The following is a 19,419-nucleotide window of genomic DNA, read 5'->3' as shown; positions in this document are numbered from 1 at the left end:
TCCTTAGGGATGAGTGTCAGAAACATCGGGCTTTGGAATTTGGCACAGGCCCTGCGCCGGGATCGCCAGCGCGGAATTAAAGCGTGCGGATAAATTTTGCAGGCCGATCAGCGCGGTTAGCTCGGTTAACGCCTGGGCATCGAACTGCTGCGCCAGCCGGGCGCGCAACGCATCATCGACGGTGGGCGGCGTCATGCTCGCCGCTTCGGCATATTCCAGCGCCAACCGTTCGCTATCGCTGAATAATCCGCTGTTGCGCCAGTCGTTAACCGCCAATAGCTTTTCGCTGCCGCCGGCGCGCTGCGCCAGTTTCATACTGGTGATATCAATGCAAAATTCACAGTGACACAACTGGGCGATACGGGCGCTCACCAACGAGCGTAGCAGCGGATCGAGCGGCGAGCGCCGGCGTTCCAGATATCCGACAAACATTGAGACCAGATAAAACGCCAGCGGGATGCGCCCCCACCAGCGGATAGGGCTGAGTACCGCGCCATAATGGCGACGGTGTAGCCACGCCTGCGGGCGCAGGATCAATGGAATCGACGTTAACGGCGGTAGATTCATGGCGATTTCCTGTTGTGATGCGCAACGTATTGCGCTTTGACTATCGCGACTACGATAGCTAAAGCGAACAAAATAGATAAACCGCTGAGCAGCCAGAACCGCCCCCCCGTCAGCAGGCTTCCGGCCCACGAGTAGACGATAGTCGCCGGTAATTGGCCGACGCCGGTGGCAACCATAAAATGGCGAAAGCGGATTGAGGTTAGGCCAGCGGCATAGCTCACCGGATCGAAAGGGACGAAGGGCAGCAGGCGGCAAACCAGGATGGTGTGCTTGCCGTAGCGCCTAAAAAAGCCATCTACGCTCTGTAATACCGTCTTGCCGGTCAGTTTTTCTACCACTTCACGGCCCAGTACGCGCGCAATAAAAAAACACAGCGCCGCGCCAGCCATCGCGCTGACCCATGACAACACGCCGCCCCACAGTGCGCCGAACAGCGAAGCATTGGCGAAGGTAATTAAAAATGCCGGCAGCGGCGCGACAATCGCCTGCAGGATCATCAGCCCGAAAGAGACCAGCGCCGCCAGCGGGCCATAAGCGTGAATAAAACGCTCCAGCGCCTGCTGATCGAGAGTGGCAAACGCGCTAAGGCTATGTTGCACAAAGGAGCGTACGCCCGGTATTAACCACCAGCCGATGAACGCCGCCAGCGCCAGCAGGACGATAGCGCCGCGTGAGAGCCACAGCCGTTTTCTGTTATCCATTTTCATCGCTTACCGCGGATGTTGCGACACTAATGCGTTTATAGCGGCCATACCGCCTGGCGGCCTGGGTTAATACAAAAAGCGCCAGGCCGGCGATGCTGAGTTTGCCAATAAAGGCCAGGGTGATGCCATCGCGGGCCAGTTCGCTGGCCATAAAAGTATAAATAAACAATCCCGGTAGGGTGGCGATGGTGGAGATAAACGTAAAGGACCAGAAGGGGATCGCCGTCAGCCCATAGGCATAGTTCTGCAGATTATAAGGAAACAGCGGCACCAGCCTGGTGAAAATCAGAAAATCGCAGCCGCTGCGGGCAATACCGCGTTCGAACGCCTGAAAAACGGCGTGGTGACCGCAATAGCGCTGCAGCGCTTCGCGCCCCAGCCAGCGGGCCAGCAGGAACGACAGCGATGAGGCGATAGTCGCGGCGATAAGCGAGAGAAGCGTGCCCAACCAGGGGCCGAATATCATACCGCCGACGATGACCAACGCGCTGCCGGGCATCAGGCACAAGGCGGCGATGATAAACAGCAGGATATAAAGCGCATAGCCTGCGCTACCGCTGTGCAGAATAAGTAATTGAAGATCGTGAAGGTGGCTGAGCAGTCGCGTCAGCCCGGCGTGATGAACAAGCCATGCCAGCAGGGCAAACAGGAGTACGGCAAACAGCAGTTTATAGCGTGTTGGATAACGGCTTCTTTTGCATAGGGGTCTCCTGTCTTCGTTTTGCCCGGCAGGAAACGCCGGGTGCGCGCGACAGTATAGTAAATTGCCGTGAGCGACAATGTATACCGTTCACTTTATTGATTTTGCTCAGGATAGCGGGGCTCCGCGCCGGAGCCCCAAGAAGAATTACGGCTTAAAGGTTGCCCATACCGGCGCATGATCGGAAGGCTTTTCCATTCCGCGGATGTCGTAATCGATGCCGGTTTCGACGCAGCGCTGAGCCAGCGGCGAGCTTGCCAGCAGCAGGTCGATACGCAGACCGCGGTTGTCATCAAAACCTTTAGAGCGGTAATCGAACCATGAGAAGCGCTCATTATTATCCGGGTTGGCGTGACGCCAGGTATCCACCAGGCCCCAGCCCAGCAGACGATCCATCCATTCACGCTCTTCCGGCAGGAAGGAACACTTACCGGTGCGCAGCCAGCGTTTGCGGTTCTCTTCACCAATGCCGATATCAAGGTCGGTAGGGCTAATGTTCATATCGCCCATGATAAGCACCGGATTTTCTTTGTTCAGCTCGGTATCGAGGTAGTTCTGCAGATTCTGATAAAACGCCGCTTTCGCCGGGAACTTGGTCTCGTGGTCACGGCTCTCTCCTTGCGGGAAATAGCCGTTAATTACCGTGACATTGCCAAACGGTGAGGGGATTTCCGCCATGATGATGCGGCGTTGCGCATCTTCGCCGTCGCCCGGGAAGCCGCGACGCACGGCTATCGGAGTCTCTTTGGTCAGCAGCGCGACGCCGTAATGGCCTTTTTGCCCATGGTAAAAGACGTTGTAGCCCAGCTTCGCCACCTCTTCGAGAGGAAACATATCGTCGTGTACTTTGGTTTCCTGGAGGCCGATAACATCGGGCTGATGTTTATCGACGATGGCGGCCAGTTGATGGGGGCGGGCACGCAGGCCGTTGATATTAAAAGAGATGAATTTCATAGTCGCTGCCACTGTGCAAGGTGAATAGTGCAAGGATGTTAGCAGAATTTCATCATGGTGGCTGCCGGCAGGTGGTTAATTCTACCGATTACTGCGGTTGGCGAGCGAATCGCACAAATTATGCACCGTTTTGGCGCATGTCGCGCCAAAAAAGCGCAGATATCTACGATAAATTTCGTAGAGGATCACAATTACAGAATTATATCTTATCGCTGCATAACTTCTCGTCGTTTTCCTCTATCCATCGCCGTTTATTTGATGATTATTCACTAAATATGCATTTTTATTGAATAATTAGTGTCTGTAACTCATTGATATCACGTGATTGAGCTCAATTTATGCATTTTTGCCTCTGGCTGGCACGATGCGTGCAATCTACATTTACAGCGTAATAACTCATAAATTTTAACATTGTGCTTACTTTTAATTTACCGGAAGAGGTCGATATGTCTCAGTCAATTACGCGTAGCAATTTTGATCAATGGATGATGCCGGTATATGCGCCGGCGGCTTTTATTCCGGTACGCGGCGAAGGTTCACGGTTGTGGGATCAGCAGGGGAAAGAGTATATCGATTTTGCCGGCGGTATCGCGGTGAATGCGCTGGGGCACGCTAACCCACAGTTAGTAAAAGCGCTGACCGAGCAGGCGGGAAAATTCTGGCATACCGGTAACGGCTACACCAACGAACCGGCGCTACGCCTTGCCAAACAGCTTATCGACGCCACCTTTGCCGACCGCGTTTTCTTCTGTAACTCCGGCGCCGAAGCCAACGAAGCGGCGCTGAAACTGGCGCGTAAATACGCCCACGATCATTACGGCAGCCACAAAAGCGGCATTGTCGCGTTCAAAAACGCCTTCCACGGGCGCACGTTGTTCACCGTGTCCGCTGGCGGCCAGCCTTCCTATTCGCAGGATTTTGCGCCGCTGCCGCCGCAGATCCAACATGCTACCTATAACGACCTCGACTCGGCGCGCGCGATGATTAATGACGACACCTGCGCGGTGATCGTCGAGCCGATGCAGGGCGAGGGCGGCGTGGTGCCGGCGAAAGCGGAATTTTTGCGCGGCCTGCGCGAACTGTGCGACCAGCACAACGCGCTACTGATTTTTGATGAGGTACAAACCGGCGTCGGGCGTACCGGCGAATTGTATGCCTATATGCACTACGCCGTGACGCCGGACGTCCTGTCGACGGCGAAAGCGCTGGGCGGCGGCTTCCCGATCGGCGCGCTGTTGGCGACGGAGAAATGCGCCAGCGTGATGACCGTCGGCACCCATGGCACGACCTACGGCGGCAACCCACTCGCCACCGCTGTTGCCGGGGAGCTGCTGTCTATCGTCAATACCCCTGCGCTTTTGAACGGCGTTAAACAGCGTCACCAGTGGTTTAGCGAACGCCTGAGCGCGATTAACGCCAAATACGGCCTGTTCAAGGAAATTCGCGGATTGGGGCTGCTGATTGGTTGTGTACTGAACGACGAATATGCCGGGAAAGCTAAAGCCATTAGTACCCAGGCGGCGGAAGATGGGCTGATGGTACTGATTGCCGGGGCAAACGTCGTTCGCTTCGCTCCGGCCCTTAACGTGAGCGAGGAAGAGGTGAACACCGGTCTCGATCGCTTTGAGCTGGCCTGCCGTCACTTCCTTGCGGGAGTTTCATCATGATGGTGATCCGACCGGTTGAAAAAGCCGATTTGCCGGGGCTGATGGCCCTGGCGGGGGAAACCGGCGGCGGCCTGACGTCGCTGCCGGCAGACGAACCCACGCTGACTGCCCGCATTGAACGCTCCCAGCGCACCTGGCGCGGCGAACTGCCGAAAAGCGAGCAGGGCTATGTCTTTGTGCTGGAAGATAGCGTCAGCGGCGCGGTCGTTGGGATCTGCGCGATTGAAGTCGCCGTTGGCCTCAACGATCCCTGGTATAACTATCGGGTCGGCACGCAGGTACATGCATCAAAAGAGCTCAACGTTTATCACGCGCTGCCAACGCTGTTCCTTAGCAACGATCACACCGGCTGTAGCGAACTCTGCACGCTGTTCCTCGATCCTGCATGGCGTAAAGAGGGCAATGGCTACCTGTTGTCGAAATCGCGACTGCTGTTTATGGCCGGTTTCCGCGACCACTTTAATGACAAAGTGGTTGCCGAGATGCGCGGCGTGATTGATGAGCATGGCTATTCTCCGTTCTGGGAAAGCCTCGGCAAGCGCTTCTTCGCGATTGAATTTTCCCGCGCCGATTATCTCTCCGGCACCGGTAAAAAAGCGTTTATCGCCGCATTAATGCCAAAACATCCGTTATATATCGACTTTCTTTCCGATGAAGCGCGGGCGGTCATCGGCCAGGTTCATCCGCAAACGGCGCCTGCGCGTGCAGTACTGGAAAAAGAAGGCTTCCGTTTTAACAACTACATCGACATTTTTGACGGCGGCCCGACGCTGGAGTGCGAAATCGACCGGGTGCGGGCGATACGCAAAAGCCGCCTGCTGACGGTGGAAGAAGGGCAGCCTGCGCCGGGAGAGTGGCCGCAGTGTCTTGTCACCAACGAGCAGTATCAGCAGTTCCGCGCCATTTTGGTCCATGCCGACCCGGATAGCGAAACGTTGCTGCTGAGCGCGCGTGAGCTGGATACGCTGAAATGCCACCCAGGCGATCGCGTACGGATGGTCCGCCTGATCCCGGAGGAGAAAACATCATGAGTTTATGGATTAACGGCGAATGGCAAAGCGGGCGCGGCCTGCAGCGCAGTAAATATAATCCGGTCAGCCAGGCGCTGCTGTGGCAGGGGAATGACGCCGACGCCGGGCAGGTCGCACAGGCGGTTAGCGCCGCGCGTCAGGCTTTCCCCGCCTGGGCTTGCCTGCCATTTAGCGCGCGTCAGGCGATCGTCGAGAAGTTTGCGGCGCTGCTTGAAGAGAACAAAAGCCAGCTGACGGCGATTATTGCCGCCGAGACCGGTAAACCGCGCTGGGAGGCGGCCACGGAAATTACCGCCATGATAAATAAGGTGGCAATCTCAGTGCGCGCCTATCATAGCCGCACCGGCGAAAGCGAGACGGCGATGGCCGACGGCGCCGCCACGCTGCGCCACCGTCCCCACGGGGTACTGGCGGTGTTTGGGCCGTATAACTTCCCGGGCCATTTACCTAACGGACATATCGTGCCGGCGCTACTCGCTGGTAATACTGTCGTCTTTAAGCCTAGCGAGCTTACGCCGCAAAGCGGCGAAGCGGTGGTTAAGCTATGGGCGGAGGCAGGCTTACCCGCTGGGGTCTTGAATCTACTGCAGGGCGCTCGGGAGACCGGCGAGGCGCTGAGCGGGCAGGCGGATATCGATGGACTGTTGTTCACCGGCAGCTCCGCGACCGGCTTCCAACTGCATCGCCAACTGGCCGGGCAGCCGCAAAAAATCCTCGCTCTCGAAATGGGCGGCAACAACCCGCTGATTGTTGACGAACCGCAGGATATTGACGCTGCGGTCCACCTGACCATCCAGTCGGCATTTATCACCGCCGGGCAGCGTTGTACCTGCGCGCGCCGCCTGTTGGTGAAGCGCGGCGCGACGGGCGATGCGTTTTTGCAGCGTTTAGTGACAGTGTCACAACGTCTTATTCCCGGCGAGTGGGATGCGCAGCCGCAGCCGTTCCTGGGCGGACTGGTATCGCCGCAGGCCGCGCAAAAGGTGCATCAGGCCTGGCTTGGGCATGTGGCGAGCGGCGGACAGACGTTACTTGAGCCGCGTCTGTTGCGCGACGGTACCTCGCTGCTGACGCCGGGGATCATCGACATGAGCAACGTGCAGCAGGTGGCGGATGAAGAAGTTTTTGGCCCGCTGTTGTGCGTGTGGCGCTATGACGATTTCACGCAAGCGATCGCGATGGCTAACGCCACCCGGTTCGGTCTCTCCTGCGGATTGATTTCTGCCGAGCGCGACAAATTTGAGCGCCTGTTGCTGGAGGCCCGCGCCGGGATCGTCAACTGGAACAAGCCGCTCACCGGCGCCGCCAGTACCGCGCCGTTTGGCGGAACCGGCGCTTCGGGAAATCATCGTCCAGGCGCCTGGTACGCCGCCGATTATTGCGCCTGGCCGATGGCCAGCCTGGAATCTGCCGAACTGACGCTACCGGAGACGCTCAGTCCGGGTCTGGATTTTTCATCGCAGGCAAGCTGATTAAGGCACGCGAGGCCAGACTGTCGGCCTCGCGTGCTTTCCTCGATCCGTTTCAGTAATAGAGGAGGCGTCGTGGACGACTTTCTGGCATTAACTCTGGCGGGGCGCTGGCCGCATCAATTTCATGGCGAAACCGCCCATTTTCGTTGGCACTGGATCGATTGCGGCATCCTGCTGTTGACCCCGCATGCGCGCTGCGAACGTTCACTGGTGCTTTCGTGCGGTATTCACGGCAATGAAACCGCGCCGGTGGAGATGGTTAACGCTTTGCTTCAGCAGTTATTTAGTGGCGAACTGCCGCTGCGCTGGCGTGTGCTGGTGATATTCGGCAACCCGCCGGCGCTGCGGCAAAATAAACGCTATCTCGAAAGCGATATGAACCGCATGTTCGGCGAGCGATGGCGCAAATTCGCCCCCGGTGGTGAAACAGTGCGGGCGCGGCAGTTGGAAGGCGCTGTGACGCGTTTCTTTAGCGATAGCCATGGCGTGCGCTGGCATCTGGATATGCATACCGCTATTCGCGGCTCGCTGCATCCGCGCTTTGGCGTATTGCCGGCACGCGAGGAGCCGTGGAGTGAAGATTTTCTCAGCTGGCTTGGCGCGGCCGGGCTGGAGGCGCTGGTGTTTCATCAACAACCGGCGGGAACCTTTACCCACTTTAGTTGCGAACGTTTTGCCGCGCTGGCCTGTACGCTGGAGTTGGGTAAAGCGCTGCCTTTTGGCGACAACGATTTAACCCAGTTCTCAGCGACGCGGCGGGCGTTAAGTAGACTGTTAGTGGGCGATTTAGCCGTGGAAGAGGCGCCTGCGCCGCTGCGCTACCGGGTGGTGCAGCAGATCACGCGCCACAGCGACCAGTTCCGGTTGCATATGTCAGGGGAAACGCTCAATTTTACGCCGTTCAGCGCCGGGACGCTGCTGGCGGAGGATGGCGAAACGCGCTATGTCGTCGAAAAGGCGCAAGAGTACGTGCTGTTTCCCAACCCCGGCGTGGCGCCAGGGCTACGGGCTGGGCTGATGCTGGAACGGTTGTAATTCCCTTTCTTAACTATTCACAGCCGTTGTTGTTCGCGGTTGTGAATATCGAGTGAAATATCGCTGTACGCCGATCTTATTTATTTGTGCCATTGATATGGTTTGCGGATTATTCCTGGTTAAATGCTTTGTTTTTAATCTCTACTGTTTTATAATCTTCACAGTTTCCTTATAAAACAGCTTGTTATTTATTTTTTGTTGCATATCCCTCCTCATTTTCCTTATTTTCTCCACAATTGGTGAGAAAATGTTTTTTACACTTTCATTGTTTTACGCTTGCACTGACTAATTGACGATAAAGCGCGTAAAGTTAATCTCGTCAACACGGCAATGCGCCGTCAGAATAACTGATAGTAAGGACATAACCATGAAGAAGATTACTGCTCTGTTTGTTGCCTCTACTCTGGCTCTGGGTGCTGCTAACCTGGCTCACGCAGCCGATACTACCGCTACCACCCAAACCGACAGCAAACCGATGATGCACCATAAAGGTATGCCGGGTCATCACGATATGATGTTCAAAGACCTGAACCTGACCGATGCGCAAAAGCAGCAGGTTCGCGACATCATGAAAAGCCAACGCCAGAACATGAAACGTCCGTCCCTTGACGAACGTCGCGCCATGCACGATCTGATCGCCAGCGATACTTTCGACAAAGCGAAAGCCAGCGCGCAGATTGATAAGATGGAAGCACAGCATAAAGAGATGATGCTTTCCCGCATGGAAACCCAGAACAAGATTTACAACATCCTGACGCCGGAACAGAAAAAACAGTTCAATGCGAATTTTGAGAAGCATCTGACAGAACGTAAAGCGCCGGAAGGTAAAATGCCTGCACCTGCTGAGTAACTCAGCGCGCGAAATGAAGACCGCCGGTCTTGCCCAATCATTGCCATTAAGGCTTTGGGCAGGGCCGGCGGTTTTTTACGTTTGCGATATCATTAGCCAAGAAGGTGCAGCGGATACTCACCGCTGAGCAATGGCTTACAAAGAATCTTGTAGCCATCGTGATCGAAACCGGCAGGCAGTGTGGTGAGTTTAGCGGCTTGCGCCAGTGAATCTACCGCGCCCAGCCACAGCCAGTTATGAATGATATGGTACTGAACCATATCCGGGCCGCGCTCTTCCAGCGCCACCGGACCCGCCCACGGCCAGCACACCAGCTGAAGTTTACTCATTTGCGCCAGCAGCCGCTGGTTATGATCTTCGACGCTCTCTTTACCACAGCAGGCGCCGGCGCAGCGCCCCAGTGCGGAACGAAAACAGGCGCGCCCGCGACTCAGCGGCTCCAGCCCCAGAATGCCATAGCACAGACGGTGCTCATCGGCGATGGTTTGTAGCGCCTGTAATGCCGCGCGGCGGTTAGCGAACAGGCCGTAGAGGTGCTGTTGATGGGAGAAATCGACTTCTCGCGCATACACAATTTGCGGTTTACCCGCCTCCAGCAGCCAGGAGCAGAGCTGCTTATTACGCCGCAGTCGTTTATTAAACAGCGGCTGCTGTTCTTTAATCAACCGCGCTTCAAGTAACAGCGCGCCTAATTCCCCGGCGGTGCGTTGCCAGCTGATGCGCCGCGCCTGCCGCAGCATGGAGGCTTCGTCAGCGGTACGCAAGTGCGACAGCACCCGGCTGCGGATATTCACGCTCTTACCGATATAAAGCGGCAATGTTTCGCTTTCACCATGAAACTGATATACCCCCGGCAGCTTTGGCAAGGCCTCCAGCCATGGGCGCAAATGTTCGGGATACTCATAGATTGCCGCCGCCTCAAATTCCAGACGCGGGGCTGATTGCTTTCTGGCCACAACAACTCCTGGTACTGTTTATGTATCCAGTATAGCAGGCGAATTTTGCGGCGAAAAGGACAAAAAATAACCCCGGCACTGGCCGGGGTGTTGGGGAATAGTTACTTCTTCCAGAAATCGTCGAAAACGGTAATTGGTGGGCGGCGCTTATGCTCGGTTTTCAGATACCAGCCTTCGATGGTTTTGGCGATGTTCTCGTCCAGGGTTTTGCCTTCCAGATAGTCATCAATGTTTTCGTAGGTCACGCCTAGCGCGACTTCATCCGGCAGAGAAGGGCGGTCATCTTCGAGATCGGCGGTCGGCTGCTTCATATAAAGGTGCTCAGGACAGCCCAGCTGAGCCAATAGCTGTTTGCCCTGACGTTTATTGAGGCGGAAGATAGGGTTAATGTCGGTTCCGCCATCGCCGTATTTCGTAAAGAAGCCGGTGATCGCTTCTGCGGCATGATCAGTTCCCACGACCACGCCTTTGGTCATACCGGCGATACTGTATTGCGCTTTCATTCGCTCACGGGCTTTCTCGTTGCCGCGAACAAAATCGCTCAGCTCAATACCCGCTTCTCGCAACGCCTGCTCGCTGGCCAGCACCGCGCCTTTGATATTGACGGTCAGCACGCGGTCAGGTTGGATAAATTCGATGGCATCCTGGCAATCCTGCTCATCGGCCTGGACGCCATAGGGCAGGCGCACGGCGATAAATTGCAGGCTCCGATCGCCGCTTTCAGCCCGCAGCTCATCGATCGCCATCTGACAGAGTTTGCCGGTAAGGGTCGAATCCTGACCGCCGCTAATCCCGAGCACCAGTGATTTAATGAACGGATAGGTCTGCAGATAGGATTTCAGGAAATCCACGCTGCGGCGAATTTCGCCTTCGACATCAATCTGCGGCTTCGCGCCCAGCGCCTGAATAATTTGTTGTTGAAGCGTCATTACGCCCTCCGGAAAGTGAGCCTGTATGGCAACCAGCATGGTCTAAAACTACCTCTTTGCTGCTGAAACGACAAGGCTGGTACCGCTGACTGACGGAAAAGAAGGCAGCCAATGTCATAGTCTTTACTTATGGTGTGTCAGGAAGTCTGTAGAGGAGTTCGTTCCGTCGCTGTTTTTTTGCACATATCTGGTTACCAGAAAAGTTCTGAATTTACATGGATTCGACGTTTGGCTTGAAAAATAACGCTTTTTATTCCAGGCTTAAAACACGCCGATTACATAATGAGGACGGAATATGAACAAAAAATTAGCAGGATTGATGGGCGCAGCGGCAGTATTAACCATGCTGGCAGGGTGTACGGCCTATGACCGCACCAAAGACCAGTTCACACAGCCAGTTGTTAAGGATGTCAAAAAAGGCATGACCCGCAGCCAGGTTATGCAGATTGCCGGTAAACCGTCGTCTGAAGTCACCATGATCCACGCGCGCGGAACCTGCCAGACTTATATCCTGGGTCAACGGGATGGTAAAATTGAAACCTACTTTGTCGCGCTGGACGAAACCGGTCACGTGATGAACTCTGGCTACCAGACCTGCGCCGAGTACGACACCGATCCACGTAACAGCAAATAACTACGCGTCATAAGCTGAGAGCTACGAAAGCCCGACCATTGGTCGGGCTTTTTTATGGCGGCTAATGCTTATTTAATTGCGCGAATTATTTGGGGGAAATGTGAGGGTAGTCAAAACGCGAGGTCAATGAGAGACAATTCTGTTCAACAGGGAATTATCCTGCCGCCAAATGTTGCCGTATACTCAATGCATAAACAAAACTAACCGAAAGTTACCAGTCTTACCGGCTCTCAGCCAGTGCTGAAGCCCAGGTCCTACACATTGAGGAAGCGTTCATGGAAAAGAAACATATCTATCTGTTCTGCTCGGCTGGCATGTCCACTTCATTACTGGTCTCCAAAATGCGCGCCCAGGCGGAAAAGTATGAGGTCCCGGTTATTATTGAAGCGTATCCTGAAACGCTGGCCGGCGAAAAAGGTCCGGAAGCGGATGTCGTATTATTAGGGCCACAAATTGCTTATATGTTGCCGGAAATTCAACGGCTACTGCCGAACAAACCGGTAGAGGTAATTGATTCGATTCTGTACGGTAAAGTTGATGGCTTAGGTGTATTGAAAGCGGCCGTCGCGGCCATTAAGAAAGCTGCTGCACAATAATTTTATTTTTTAAACTCGCGATATTCTGGCGTCTGGTCGTTAATTAATACTAGCCGCCACTATATTCAACAGTTTATTTTCCCGTCAAAGAGTAATTTCATACATCATCGCCGTAATATTTTATTGCGGCTTTTAAGGGTATTGACTATGAGTAAAGTGATCGATTCGCTTGAAAAGGTACTCCTTCCTTTTGCAGTTAAAATAGGAAAGCAACCGCACATTAATGCGATTAAAAACGGCTTTATTAAATTAATGCCGCTGACCCTCGCCGGGGCCATGTTCGTATTAATCAACAACGTTTTTCTGAGCTTTGGTGAAGGTTCTTTCTTTTATTCAATGGGGATTCGTCTGGATGCCTCCACTATTGAAACCTTAAACGGCTTTAAAGCCATCGGCGGTAATGTCTACAACGGTACATTGGGCATTATGTCGCTGATGGCGCCGTTCTTTATCGGCGCCGCGCTGGCCGAGGAGCGTAAAGTCGACCCCATGGCAGCAGGTCTGCTGGCGGTTGCCGCCTTTATGACCGTCACGCCTTATAGCGTGGGTGAAGCCTACGCCGTCGGCGCCAACTGGCTCGGCGGGCAGAACATCATCTCCGGGATGATTATCGGCCTGGTGGTAGCGGAACTGTTCACCTTTGTTATTCGCCGTAACTGGGTCATCAAACTGCCGGATAGCGTACCGTCATCGGTATCACGTTCCTTCTCGGCGCTGATCCCGGGCTTCCTGATTTTGTCAGTCTTCGGCATTATTTCGTGGATTCTGTCAAACTACGGCAGCAACTTCCATCAGATCATCATGGACTCCATCTCCACGCCGCTGGCGGCGATGGGCAGCGTCGTTGGCTGGGCGTACGTTATCTTTAACTCCCTGCTGTGGTTCTTCGGGGTGCACGGCTCGCTAGCGCTGACTGCGCTGGATAACGGTATTATGACGCCGTGGGCGCTGGAAAACATCGCGCTGTATAACCAGTATGGTTCTGTCGACGCGGCCATCGAAGCCGGCAAACAGTTCCACTTCTGGGCGAAGCCGATGCTCGACTCCTACATCCTGCTGGGTGGTTCCGGTGCGACGCTGGGTCTGATTATCGCCATCTTCATCGCTTCTCGCCGCGCCGATCATCGTCAGGTCGCTAAGCTGGCGCTGCCGTCAGGCATCTTCCAGATTAACGAACCGATTCTGTTCGGTCTGCCGATCATCATGAACCCGGTTATGTTCATCCCGTTCGTGCTGGTACAACCGATTCTGGCCGCGATTACGCTGGCCGCTTACAGCCTCGGCATTATCCCACCGGTGACCAACCTGGCGCCTTGGACGATGCCAACCGGTTTGGGCGCTTTCTTTAACAGTAACGGTAGCGTTGCTGCCCTGCTGGTCGCGCTCTTCAACCTTTGTGTCGCTACTGCCGTGTACCTGCCGTTCGTCATCCTGTCGAACAAAGCGCAGAGCACCATCGAGCAGGAAGAGAGCGAAGAAGATATTGCTAACGCACTGAAATTCTGATGTCGAGCGGTACGGGTTCACCCCGTACCGCCTGAGAAACGAGGGAAATATTATGTTTGATCTGGATAACATCGACGCGGTAGAAACCCCGGAAAATGACCTCGAAGAGGTGGTGATGGGGCTGATTATCAACTCCGGGCAGGCGCGTAGCCTGGCTTATGCGGCGCTGAAGCAGGCAAAGCAGGGGGATTTCGCCGCCGCGAAATCGATGATGGAGCAATCGCGGATGGCGCTGAGCGAAGCGCATCGCGTCCAGACCCAGCTGATTGAAAGTGATGAAGGCGAGGGCAAGATGAAGGTAAGTCTGGTGCTGGTTCATGCGCAGGATCATCTGATGACCTCAATGCTGGCCCGTGAACTGGTGGCCGAATTGATCGAGCTGCATGAGAAGGTACAATAGGCTATCCGAACGATGAGGCAGCCGAAAATGATGACCACCGAGATCAGTACCGCCAGGGAACAACAGCTCTTCAATGGGAAAAACTTTCATGTGGTCATCTATAACAAAACGGAGAGCGTGAGCGGGCTTCACCAGCATGATTACTACGAATTCACTATCGTTTTAACCGGGCGCTATTATCAGGAAATTAATGGCAAACGGGTGTTGCTGGAGCGCGGGGACTTTGTCTTCATCCCAATGGGGTCGCACCATCAGAGCTTTTACGAGTTTGGTGCGACGCGCATTCTTAACGTTGGCATCAGCAGACGCTTCTTTGAGAAACATTATCTGCCACTGCTGCCGTTCGGTCTGGTCGCCTCTCAGGTCTATGCGGTGCAAAGCGCCTTTCTCAGTTATATCGAGTCGGTTATTGCTTCACTGAATTTTCGCGAGACTGAATTTGACGAGTTTATTGAACTGGTCTCGTTTTACACCATTAACCGCTTACGTCATTATCGTGAAGAGCCCGTTGAAGATGTGATTCCTCACTGGCTGAAAAATACCGTAGAGGATATGCACGATAAAAATAAATTTGGCGAAAGCGCGCTGGAAAATATGGTGCAATTGTCCGGGAAAACGCAAGAATATTTAACCCGGGCGACCCAGCGCTATTATGGTAAGACGCCGATGCAGATCATTAATGATATCCGCATCAATTTCGCGAAAAAACAGCTGGAAATCACCAACTATTCGGTCACTGATATTGCGTATGAATCAGGATATAGCAGCCCAAGTCTGTTTATTAAAACTTTCAAGAAGCTGACCTCATTCACGCCAAGCAGTTATCGTAAACAGCTGACCAATATTAATTAACTCGCAGCGGTATTTACCGCGCGGTTTATTCATTCAAGTTAACCGTCCGCATTTATGCGGAGAGCGGTCTACGTCTACGCGTAGCGCCTAAGGGAGAAAGATATGAGCCAGAAATTAAAAGTCGTGACTATCGGCGGCGGTAGCAGCTATACCCCGGAATTACTGGAAGGTTTTCTCAAACGCTATCATGAGCTGCCGGTAACGGAACTGTGGCTGGTGGACGTGGAAGAAGGGCAGGAGAAGCTCGATATCATCCATGCGCTGTGCCAGCGGATGGTAGAAAAAGCCGGCGTGCCGATGAAAGTCTACAAAACGCTGGATCGCCGCGCGGCGCTGGAAGGGGCGGATTTCGTCACCACGCAGCTGCGCGTTGGCCAGCTGAAAGCGCGTGAAAAAGATGAACGTATCCCGCTAAGCCACGGCTATCTGGGCCAGGAAACCAACGGTGCGGGCGGTCTGTTTAAAGGTCTGCGTACCATCCCGGTGATTTTCGATATCGTCAAAGATGTGCAGGAAATTTGCCCCGATGCGTGGATCATTAACTTTACCAACCCGGCGGGTATGGTCACCGAGGCGGTTTACCGCCACACCAACTTCAAGCGCTTTATCGGCGTGTGCAACATTCCAATCGGTATGAAGATGTTTATTACCGATGTGCTGCAACTGAATCTGAGCGATGAGCTGAATATCGATCTGTTCGGTCTTAACCACCTGGTATTTGTTCGCGATGTACTGGTCAATGGCGTGTCGCGCTTCGATGAACTGCTGGACGGTGTGGCTTCAGGCCGCCTGACCGCGAACTCTGTGAAAAATATCTTCGATCTGCCGTTTAGCGAAGGATTGATTCGCTCACTGCGCCTGATCCCATGCTCGTATCTGCTTTATTACTTCAAGCCGAAAGAGATGCTGGCGATTGAGATGGGTGAGTACTACAAAGGCGGCGCGCGCGCTCAGGTGGTGCAGAAGGTTGAAAAGCAGCTGTTCGAACTTTACAAAAATCCGGATCTGAACATTAAGCCGAAGGAGCTTGAACAGCGTGGCGGAGCTTACTACTCTGATGCCGCCTGCGAGGTGATTAACGCCATCTACAATGATAAGCAGGCCGAGCACTATGTGAATATTCCGCACCATGGCCATGTTGATAATATTCCGGCCGACTGGGCGGTAGAAATGACCTGTACGCTGGGCCGCGACGGCGCGAAACCCACGCCGCGAATCACGCATTTTGATGAAAAAGTGCTGGGACTGATTTATACCATCAAAGGCTTTGAAGTGGCGGCCAGCCAGGCGGCAATGAGCGGCGAGCTCAATGATGTGCTGCTGGCGCTCAATTTAAGCCCGCTGATTCATTCGGATCGCGATGCCGAGCAGCTGGCGCGGGAGATGATCCTCGCCCATGAGAAGTGGCTGCCGAATTTTGCAGCGACTATCGAAAAACTGAAACAGTAATGGGAGCGGCCGATGGAACGCGTATTGATCGTTAACGCCGATGATTATGGCCTGAGCAAAGGGCAGAATTACGGCATTATCGAAGCCTGCAAGAATGGACTGGTGACGTCGACCACAGCGTTGGTCAACGGCGCGGCTATCGGCCACGCCGCCCAATTAAGCCGCAGCCTGCCCGAGCTGGCGGTGGGCATGCACTTTGTGTTGACGCTGGGCGAGCCATTATCGGTGATGCCGGGGTTAACCCGCGACGGGCGGTTGGGCAAATGGATTTGGCAGATGGCGGAAGAGGACAGCCTACCGCTGGATGAGATCGCCCATGAACTGGAGTGTCAGTACCGGCGTTTTATCGAACTGTTTGGTTGCGAACCGACGCACATCGACAGTCACCACCATGTGCATATGATTGCGCAGATCTACCCCATCGTCGCCGCCTTTGCGCGCGAAAAGGGCATCGCTTTGCGTATCGATCGTCAGGTGGCGGCGCTAAATGGCCTCGACCAGGATGCGGCGCGCAGTAGCGATGGCTTCAGCAGCGAATTTTACGGTGAAGCGGTTTCACAAGCGCTGTTCCTGCAAACGCTGGATGCATCGCTCGAACGGCAAGAAAACTCGCTGGAAGTGATGTGTCATCCGGCATTTGTCGATAACACCATTATGGGCAGCGCTTACTGCTATCCGCGGCTGACCGAACTGGACGTGCTGACGTCCGGCGAACTGAAATACGCGATCGCGGAACGCGGCTACAGGCTCGGAAACTATCGCGACGTATAAAGAGAGGAAAGCCCGGCAGCCATGAACTGCCGGGCTTTTTACTATGCGGGTATGGCCGCAACTTTACTGCTTCTGGACCAGACGCGATGCGCGGCCAGTAGCGTCAGCAGCTTATCGACGCTAAGCGTATTAATCGCGTCACATTCGATAACCCCTTCTTCACCCGCAGCGGGCACCTGTAGCAGCGAACTAAACTGCCGCGCATCGCCCGCCAGTAAAATGGGCTTCAGATGCTTATAGGCTTCCAGCAGGTAGTAGCGGGCATCGCCGTTATCGCTGATGCTGCTCAGGTCGCCGCCGGGAACAATAACCGCATCAACCGTCAACGATGGCGAGCCGGCGAAGGTTCCGGCGATCGGTAGCTGCGATCCATCATCGGCGCTGACTTCGCCCATACGCGAATAGAGCAGTTTGCTGTGGACGCCTCTGGCCTGCAGCGCCTGCAACAGGTTGAGTACATCCTGCGCGCAGGTCTTCTCATTGAGTAATACCGCGACAATTCGCCCTTTTACATCGCCATCGCCATCGGCGTAAAGACTGAGGGTAGGATCTTTCTCCACGCCGTTAACCGGCGCTGGTGGAGCAATATTCCGCTGCTCATCGCTGAGTTCGATACCGAGATTGTTGGCTACCGCTTCCGCCAGCCCGATATCAATATGCGCCAGATGATCGACCACCCGCTCGCGGATCCAAACTCTCACCACTTTGCTCAGCTCAAAACTAAAGCCGCCGATAATGTGCTGTTGCTCGATCGGCGTCTGGCTGAGCCAGAACAGGCGAGGTTGGGCGTAGTATTCGCCGAAGGAGGGACTACGGTTACGGATTTTCTCGCCATCAACGCGTTCCGCCAGCGATTCAAAGCCGCCGCGTTTCGGCGCCGGCGGTGTTTCGCGAGGCCAGTTATCGTTGATAGAGTTAGGCTCATAGTTTGCCGGATTGGTATCAATCTCCATTCGGTGCATGCCGTCACGCTGGAAATTATGATACGGGCAGGTGGGGCGGTTAATTGGAATTTCGTGGAAATTTGGCCCGCCGAGGCGGCTAATTTGCGTATCGGTATAGGAGAAAAGTCGCCCTTGCAGCAGCGGGTCGTTACTAAAATCGATACCCGGCACAATATGACCAGGATGGAATGCCGCCTGTTCGTTTTCAGCGAAGAAGTTGTCGGGGTTACGGTTAAGCACCATTTTGCCGACTCGTTGTACGGGTACCAGCGCTTCCGGAATGAGCTTGGTCGGATCCAGCAGATCGAAGTCGAAATCGAACTCGTTTTCCTCCGGAATTAACTGCAAGCCGAGCTCAAACTCCGGATAATCGCCAGCCTCAATGGCTTCCCATAAATCGCGACGATGGAAGTCCGGATCGCGGCCGGTCAATTTCTGCGCCTCATCCCACACCAGCGATGCTTTACCGGCCACCGGTTTCCAGTGGAAGCGCACAAAGGTGGCTTTGCCTTCGGCGTTGATCAGGCGGAAGGTATGAATGCCGAAACCTTCCATCGTACGATAACTGCGCGGTAAGCCGCGGTCTGACATGGCCCACATCACGTTATGCAGCGTTTCCGGCTGTAGCGAAACATAATCCCAGAAGGTGTCATGAGCGCTTTGTCCCTGTGGGATTGCCCAGTGCGGTTCAGGTTTCACCGCATGGACAAAGTCGGGAAATTTAATCGCATCCTGGATAAAGAAAATTGGCGTGTTGTTGCCCACCAGATCGAAAATGCCCTCTTCGGTATAGAATTTGGTGGCGAAGCCGCGGATATCGCGCACGGTATCGGCTGAACCCGCGCCGCCCTGAACGGTAGAGAAGCGGACAAAAACGGGGGTGATTTTTTCCGGTGCGGACAGAAAATCGGCTTTGGTAATCTCTTTCAGGCTTTTGTAAGGCTGGAAATAGCCGTGTGCGGCGGAACCGCGAGCATGAACGATACGCTCGGGAATGCGTTCATGGTCAAAATGGGTAATTTTCTCACGTAAGATAAAATCTTCCAGCAACGTTGGCCCGCGGTTGCCGGCGCGCAACGAGTTTTGATCGTCGGCGATGCGTACCCCCTGATTGGTGGTCAGCGGAAAGTTTTCACCACCTTTACGCTGCGGCTCGAGGGTATCTAATTTTATGCTGTGGGTATCCGGCGCTTTCAGGCTACCCGGCGCCGTCGGTTCCTCCCCGGGCGCGGTTGGCTGGGGAGTAGGGCGCCACTCGCGATCTTCTGGCGCCAGTGAATCGAGGCCCGGTTTTGCTTCATCTCTATCGTGTACCGGAGCCTGTCGGCTGTGTGGGTCGTGGTGCTTTTCTGACATCTGCTCGTCTCCTGCTTTCATTGCTAAAAGTGGTCGTTGCTAAACC

19 protein-coding genes and 1 pseudogene are annotated in these 19,419 nt (G+C 54.6%); 13 read left to right on the top strand and 7 right to left on the bottom strand.

Annotated features, from left to right (window positions below):
• Nucleotides 1-3: 3 nt before the first annotated feature.
• From ACSEMK_RS12935 to xthA, 4 genes are all read right to left on the bottom strand, one after another.
• Nucleotides 4-567 (bottom strand): carboxymuconolactone decarboxylase family protein, encoded by a 564-nt coding sequence (locus ACSEMK_RS12935; RefSeq protein WP_087859338.1) that lies wholly within the window; start codon nt 565-567, stop codon nt 4-6.
• A complete protein-coding gene (locus ACSEMK_RS12930) occupies nt 564-1,274 on the bottom strand; it encodes a TVP38/TMEM64 family protein (RefSeq protein WP_183269065.1) in 711 nt (236 codons plus the stop codon). The genes ACSEMK_RS12935 and ACSEMK_RS12930 overlap by 4 nt, the downstream gene beginning before the upstream one ends.
• Nucleotides 1,261-1,881 (bottom strand): TVP38/TMEM64 family protein, encoded by a 621-nt coding sequence (locus ACSEMK_RS12925; RefSeq protein ID WP_260841583.1) that lies wholly within the window; start codon nt 1,879-1,881, stop codon nt 1,261-1,263. Before ACSEMK_RS12925 ends, ACSEMK_RS12930 begins: the two co-directional genes overlap by 14 nt.
• A 237-nt stretch (nt 1,882-2,118) precedes the next feature.
• Nucleotides 2,119-2,925 carry an exodeoxyribonuclease III gene (gene xthA / locus ACSEMK_RS12920; RefSeq protein WP_045393250.1) on the bottom strand — a complete coding sequence of 269 codons (807 nt, stop codon included), beginning with the start codon at nt 2,923-2,925 and terminating at the stop codon, nt 2,119-2,121.
• Nucleotides 2,926-3,371: 446 nt separating this feature from the next.
• On the opposite strand from xthA, the gene astC reads away from it, so the two are divergent.
• The 5 genes from astC to spy all read left to right on the top strand — a co-directional run bounded on the left by astC (nt 3,372) and on the right by spy (nt 8,980).
• Nucleotides 3,372-4,592, top strand: coding sequence for a succinylornithine/acetylornithine transaminase (gene astC / locus ACSEMK_RS12915; RefSeq protein WP_087859342.1), 1,221 nt, complete (start codon nt 3,372-3,374; stop codon nt 4,590-4,592).
• The gene (gene astA / locus ACSEMK_RS12910; RefSeq protein ID WP_430914506.1) at nt 4,589-5,623 is read left to right on the top strand and encodes an arginine N-succinyltransferase; all 1,035 of its coding nucleotides are present in this window, start codon (nt 4,589-4,591) and stop codon (nt 5,621-5,623) included. The genes astC and astA overlap by 4 nt, the downstream gene beginning before the upstream one ends.
• The gene (gene astD, locus ACSEMK_RS12905) at nt 5,620-7,095 is read left to right on the top strand and encodes a succinylglutamate-semialdehyde dehydrogenase (RefSeq protein ID WP_411325057.1); all 1,476 of its coding nucleotides are present in this window, start codon (nt 5,620-5,622) and stop codon (nt 7,093-7,095) included. The genes astA and astD overlap by 4 nt, the downstream gene beginning before the upstream one ends.
• 72 nt (nt 7,096-7,167) lie before the next feature.
• The gene (astE, locus tag ACSEMK_RS12900; RefSeq protein WP_113373641.1) at nt 7,168-8,130 is read left to right on the top strand and encodes a succinylglutamate desuccinylase; all 963 of its coding nucleotides are present in this window, start codon (nt 7,168-7,170) and stop codon (nt 8,128-8,130) included.
• Nucleotides 8,131-8,497: 367 nt separating this feature from the next.
• Nucleotides 8,498-8,980, top strand: a complete 483-nt coding sequence (spy, locus tag ACSEMK_RS12895) for an ATP-independent periplasmic protein-refolding chaperone Spy (protein WP_015366179.1) — start codon at nt 8,498-8,500, stop codon at nt 8,978-8,980.
• Nucleotides 8,981-9,072: 92 nt separating this feature from the next.
• Here spy and cho read toward each other — a convergent pair whose 3' ends face one another.
• Both cho and nadE read right to left on the bottom strand, forming a co-directional pair.
• Nucleotides 9,073-9,936 (bottom strand): excinuclease Cho, encoded by an 864-nt coding sequence (cho, locus tag ACSEMK_RS12890; protein WP_430914505.1) that lies wholly within the window; start codon nt 9,934-9,936, stop codon nt 9,073-9,075.
• Between the two features lie 101 nt (nt 9,937-10,037).
• Entirely contained in the window at nt 10,038-10,865 is an 828-nt protein-coding gene (gene nadE, locus ACSEMK_RS12885) for an ammonia-dependent NAD(+) synthetase (protein ID WP_045393234.1), read from the bottom strand.
• 295 nt (nt 10,866-11,160) lie between these two features.
• Here nadE and osmE point away from each other — a divergent pair, with 295 nt between their 5' ends.
• The 8 genes and pseudogenes from osmE (at nt 11,161) to chbG (ending at nt 17,073) form a co-directional block, all read left to right on the top strand.
• Complete coding sequence (osmE, locus tag ACSEMK_RS12880; protein WP_045393231.1) at nt 11,161-11,499, top strand: osmotically-inducible lipoprotein OsmE; 339 nt, start codon at nt 11,161-11,163, stop codon at nt 11,497-11,499.
• Nucleotides 11,500-11,759: 260 nt separating this feature from the next.
• Entirely contained in the window at nt 11,760-12,095 is a 336-nt protein-coding gene (gene chbB / locus ACSEMK_RS12875) for a PTS N,N'-diacetylchitobiose transporter subunit IIB (RefSeq protein WP_308958488.1), read from the top strand.
• Nucleotides 12,096-12,165: 70 nt separating this feature from the next.
• Nucleotides 12,166-12,231: pseudogene (locus ACSEMK_RS12870) on the top strand (hypothetical protein); the annotation flags it as partial.
• An 11-nt stretch (nt 12,232-12,242) separates the two neighbouring features.
• Nucleotides 12,243-13,601 carry a PTS N,N'-diacetylchitobiose transporter subunit IIC gene (gene chbC / locus ACSEMK_RS12865; RefSeq protein WP_015366184.1) on the top strand — a complete coding sequence of 453 codons (1,359 nt, stop codon included), beginning with the start codon at nt 12,243-12,245 and terminating at the stop codon, nt 13,599-13,601.
• A gap of 52 nt (nt 13,602-13,653) precedes the next feature.
• Nucleotides 13,654-14,001: a PTS N,N'-diacetylchitobiose transporter subunit IIA gene (gene chbA, locus ACSEMK_RS12860; RefSeq protein ID WP_015366185.1), complete on the top strand. Its 348-nt coding sequence runs from the start codon at nt 13,654-13,656 to the stop codon at nt 13,999-14,001.
• A 12-nt stretch (nt 14,002-14,013) separates the two neighbouring features.
• A complete protein-coding gene (chbR, locus tag ACSEMK_RS12855; RefSeq protein ID WP_045393229.1) occupies nt 14,014-14,853 on the top strand; it encodes a transcriptional regulator ChbR in 840 nt (279 codons plus the stop codon).
• Nucleotides 14,854-14,955: 102 nt separating this feature from the next.
• Nucleotides 14,956-16,302 carry a 6-phospho-beta-glucosidase gene (locus ACSEMK_RS12850; protein ID WP_430914504.1) on the top strand — a complete coding sequence of 449 codons (1,347 nt, stop codon included), beginning with the start codon at nt 14,956-14,958 and terminating at the stop codon, nt 16,300-16,302.
• A gap of 12 nt (nt 16,303-16,314) precedes the next feature.
• On the top strand, nt 16,315-17,073 hold the full coding sequence (gene chbG, locus ACSEMK_RS12845; protein ID WP_308958475.1) for a chitin disaccharide deacetylase: 759 nt from the start codon (nt 16,315-16,317) through the stop codon (nt 17,071-17,073).
• Between the two features lie 41 nt (nt 17,074-17,114).
• Here chbG and katE read toward each other — a convergent pair whose 3' ends face one another.
• Entirely contained in the window at nt 17,115-19,373 is a 2,259-nt protein-coding gene (katE, locus tag ACSEMK_RS12840) for a catalase HPII (RefSeq protein WP_430914503.1), read from the bottom strand.
• Nucleotides 19,374-19,419 lie beyond the last annotated feature (46 nt).

Origin of the sequence: Klebsiella sp. K-3, from assembly GCF_051207495.1 — a bacterium.
Classification (GTDB): domain Bacteria; phylum Pseudomonadota; class Gammaproteobacteria; order Enterobacterales; family Enterobacteriaceae; genus Klebsiella; species Klebsiella aerogenes.
The sequence above is the reverse complement of the archived record's forward strand: the minus strand, read 5'-3'. Positions and strand labels throughout refer to the sequence as shown.

Excerpts from the sequence above, each read along its gene's own strand:
- astD (WP_411325057.1), top strand. The coding sequence starts at position 5,620 with ATGAGTTTATGGATTAACGGCGAATGGCAAAGCGGGCGCGGCCTGCAG.
- chbR (WP_045393229.1), top strand. The coding sequence starts at position 14,014 with ATGAGGCAGCCGAAAATGATGACCACCGAGATCAGTACCGCCAGGGAA.
- chbA (WP_015366185.1), top strand. The coding sequence starts at position 13,654 with ATGTTTGATCTGGATAACATCGACGCGGTAGAAACCCCGGAAAATGAC.
- xthA (WP_045393250.1), bottom strand. The coding sequence starts at position 2,925 with ATGAAATTCATCTCTTTTAATATCAACGGCCTGCGTGCCCGCCCCCAT.
- spy (WP_015366179.1), top strand. The coding sequence starts at position 8,498 with ATGAAGAAGATTACTGCTCTGTTTGTTGCCTCTACTCTGGCTCTGGGT.
- astA (WP_430914506.1), top strand. The coding sequence starts at position 4,589 with ATGATGGTGATCCGACCGGTTGAAAAAGCCGATTTGCCGGGGCTGATG.
- osmE (WP_045393231.1), top strand. The coding sequence starts at position 11,161 with ATGAACAAAAAATTAGCAGGATTGATGGGCGCAGCGGCAGTATTAACC.
- nadE (WP_045393234.1), bottom strand. The coding sequence starts at position 10,865 with ATGACGCTTCAACAACAAATTATTCAGGCGCTGGGCGCGAAGCCGCAG.
- astC (WP_087859342.1), top strand. The coding sequence starts at position 3,372 with ATGTCTCAGTCAATTACGCGTAGCAATTTTGATCAATGGATGATGCCG.
- ACSEMK_RS12930 (WP_183269065.1), bottom strand. The coding sequence starts at position 1,274 with ATGAAAATGGATAACAGAAAACGGCTGTGGCTCTCACGCGGCGCTATC.
- ACSEMK_RS12935 (WP_087859338.1), bottom strand. The coding sequence starts at position 567 with ATGAATCTACCGCCGTTAACGTCGATTCCATTGATCCTGCGCCCGCAG.
- ACSEMK_RS12850 (WP_430914504.1), top strand. The coding sequence starts at position 14,956 with ATGAGCCAGAAATTAAAAGTCGTGACTATCGGCGGCGGTAGCAGCTAT.
- katE (WP_430914503.1), bottom strand. The coding sequence starts at position 19,373 with ATGTCAGAAAAGCACCACGACCCACACAGCCGACAGGCTCCGGTACAC.
- chbG (WP_308958475.1), top strand. The coding sequence starts at position 16,315 with ATGGAACGCGTATTGATCGTTAACGCCGATGATTATGGCCTGAGCAAA.
- chbC (WP_015366184.1), top strand. The coding sequence starts at position 12,243 with ATGAGTAAAGTGATCGATTCGCTTGAAAAGGTACTCCTTCCTTTTGCA.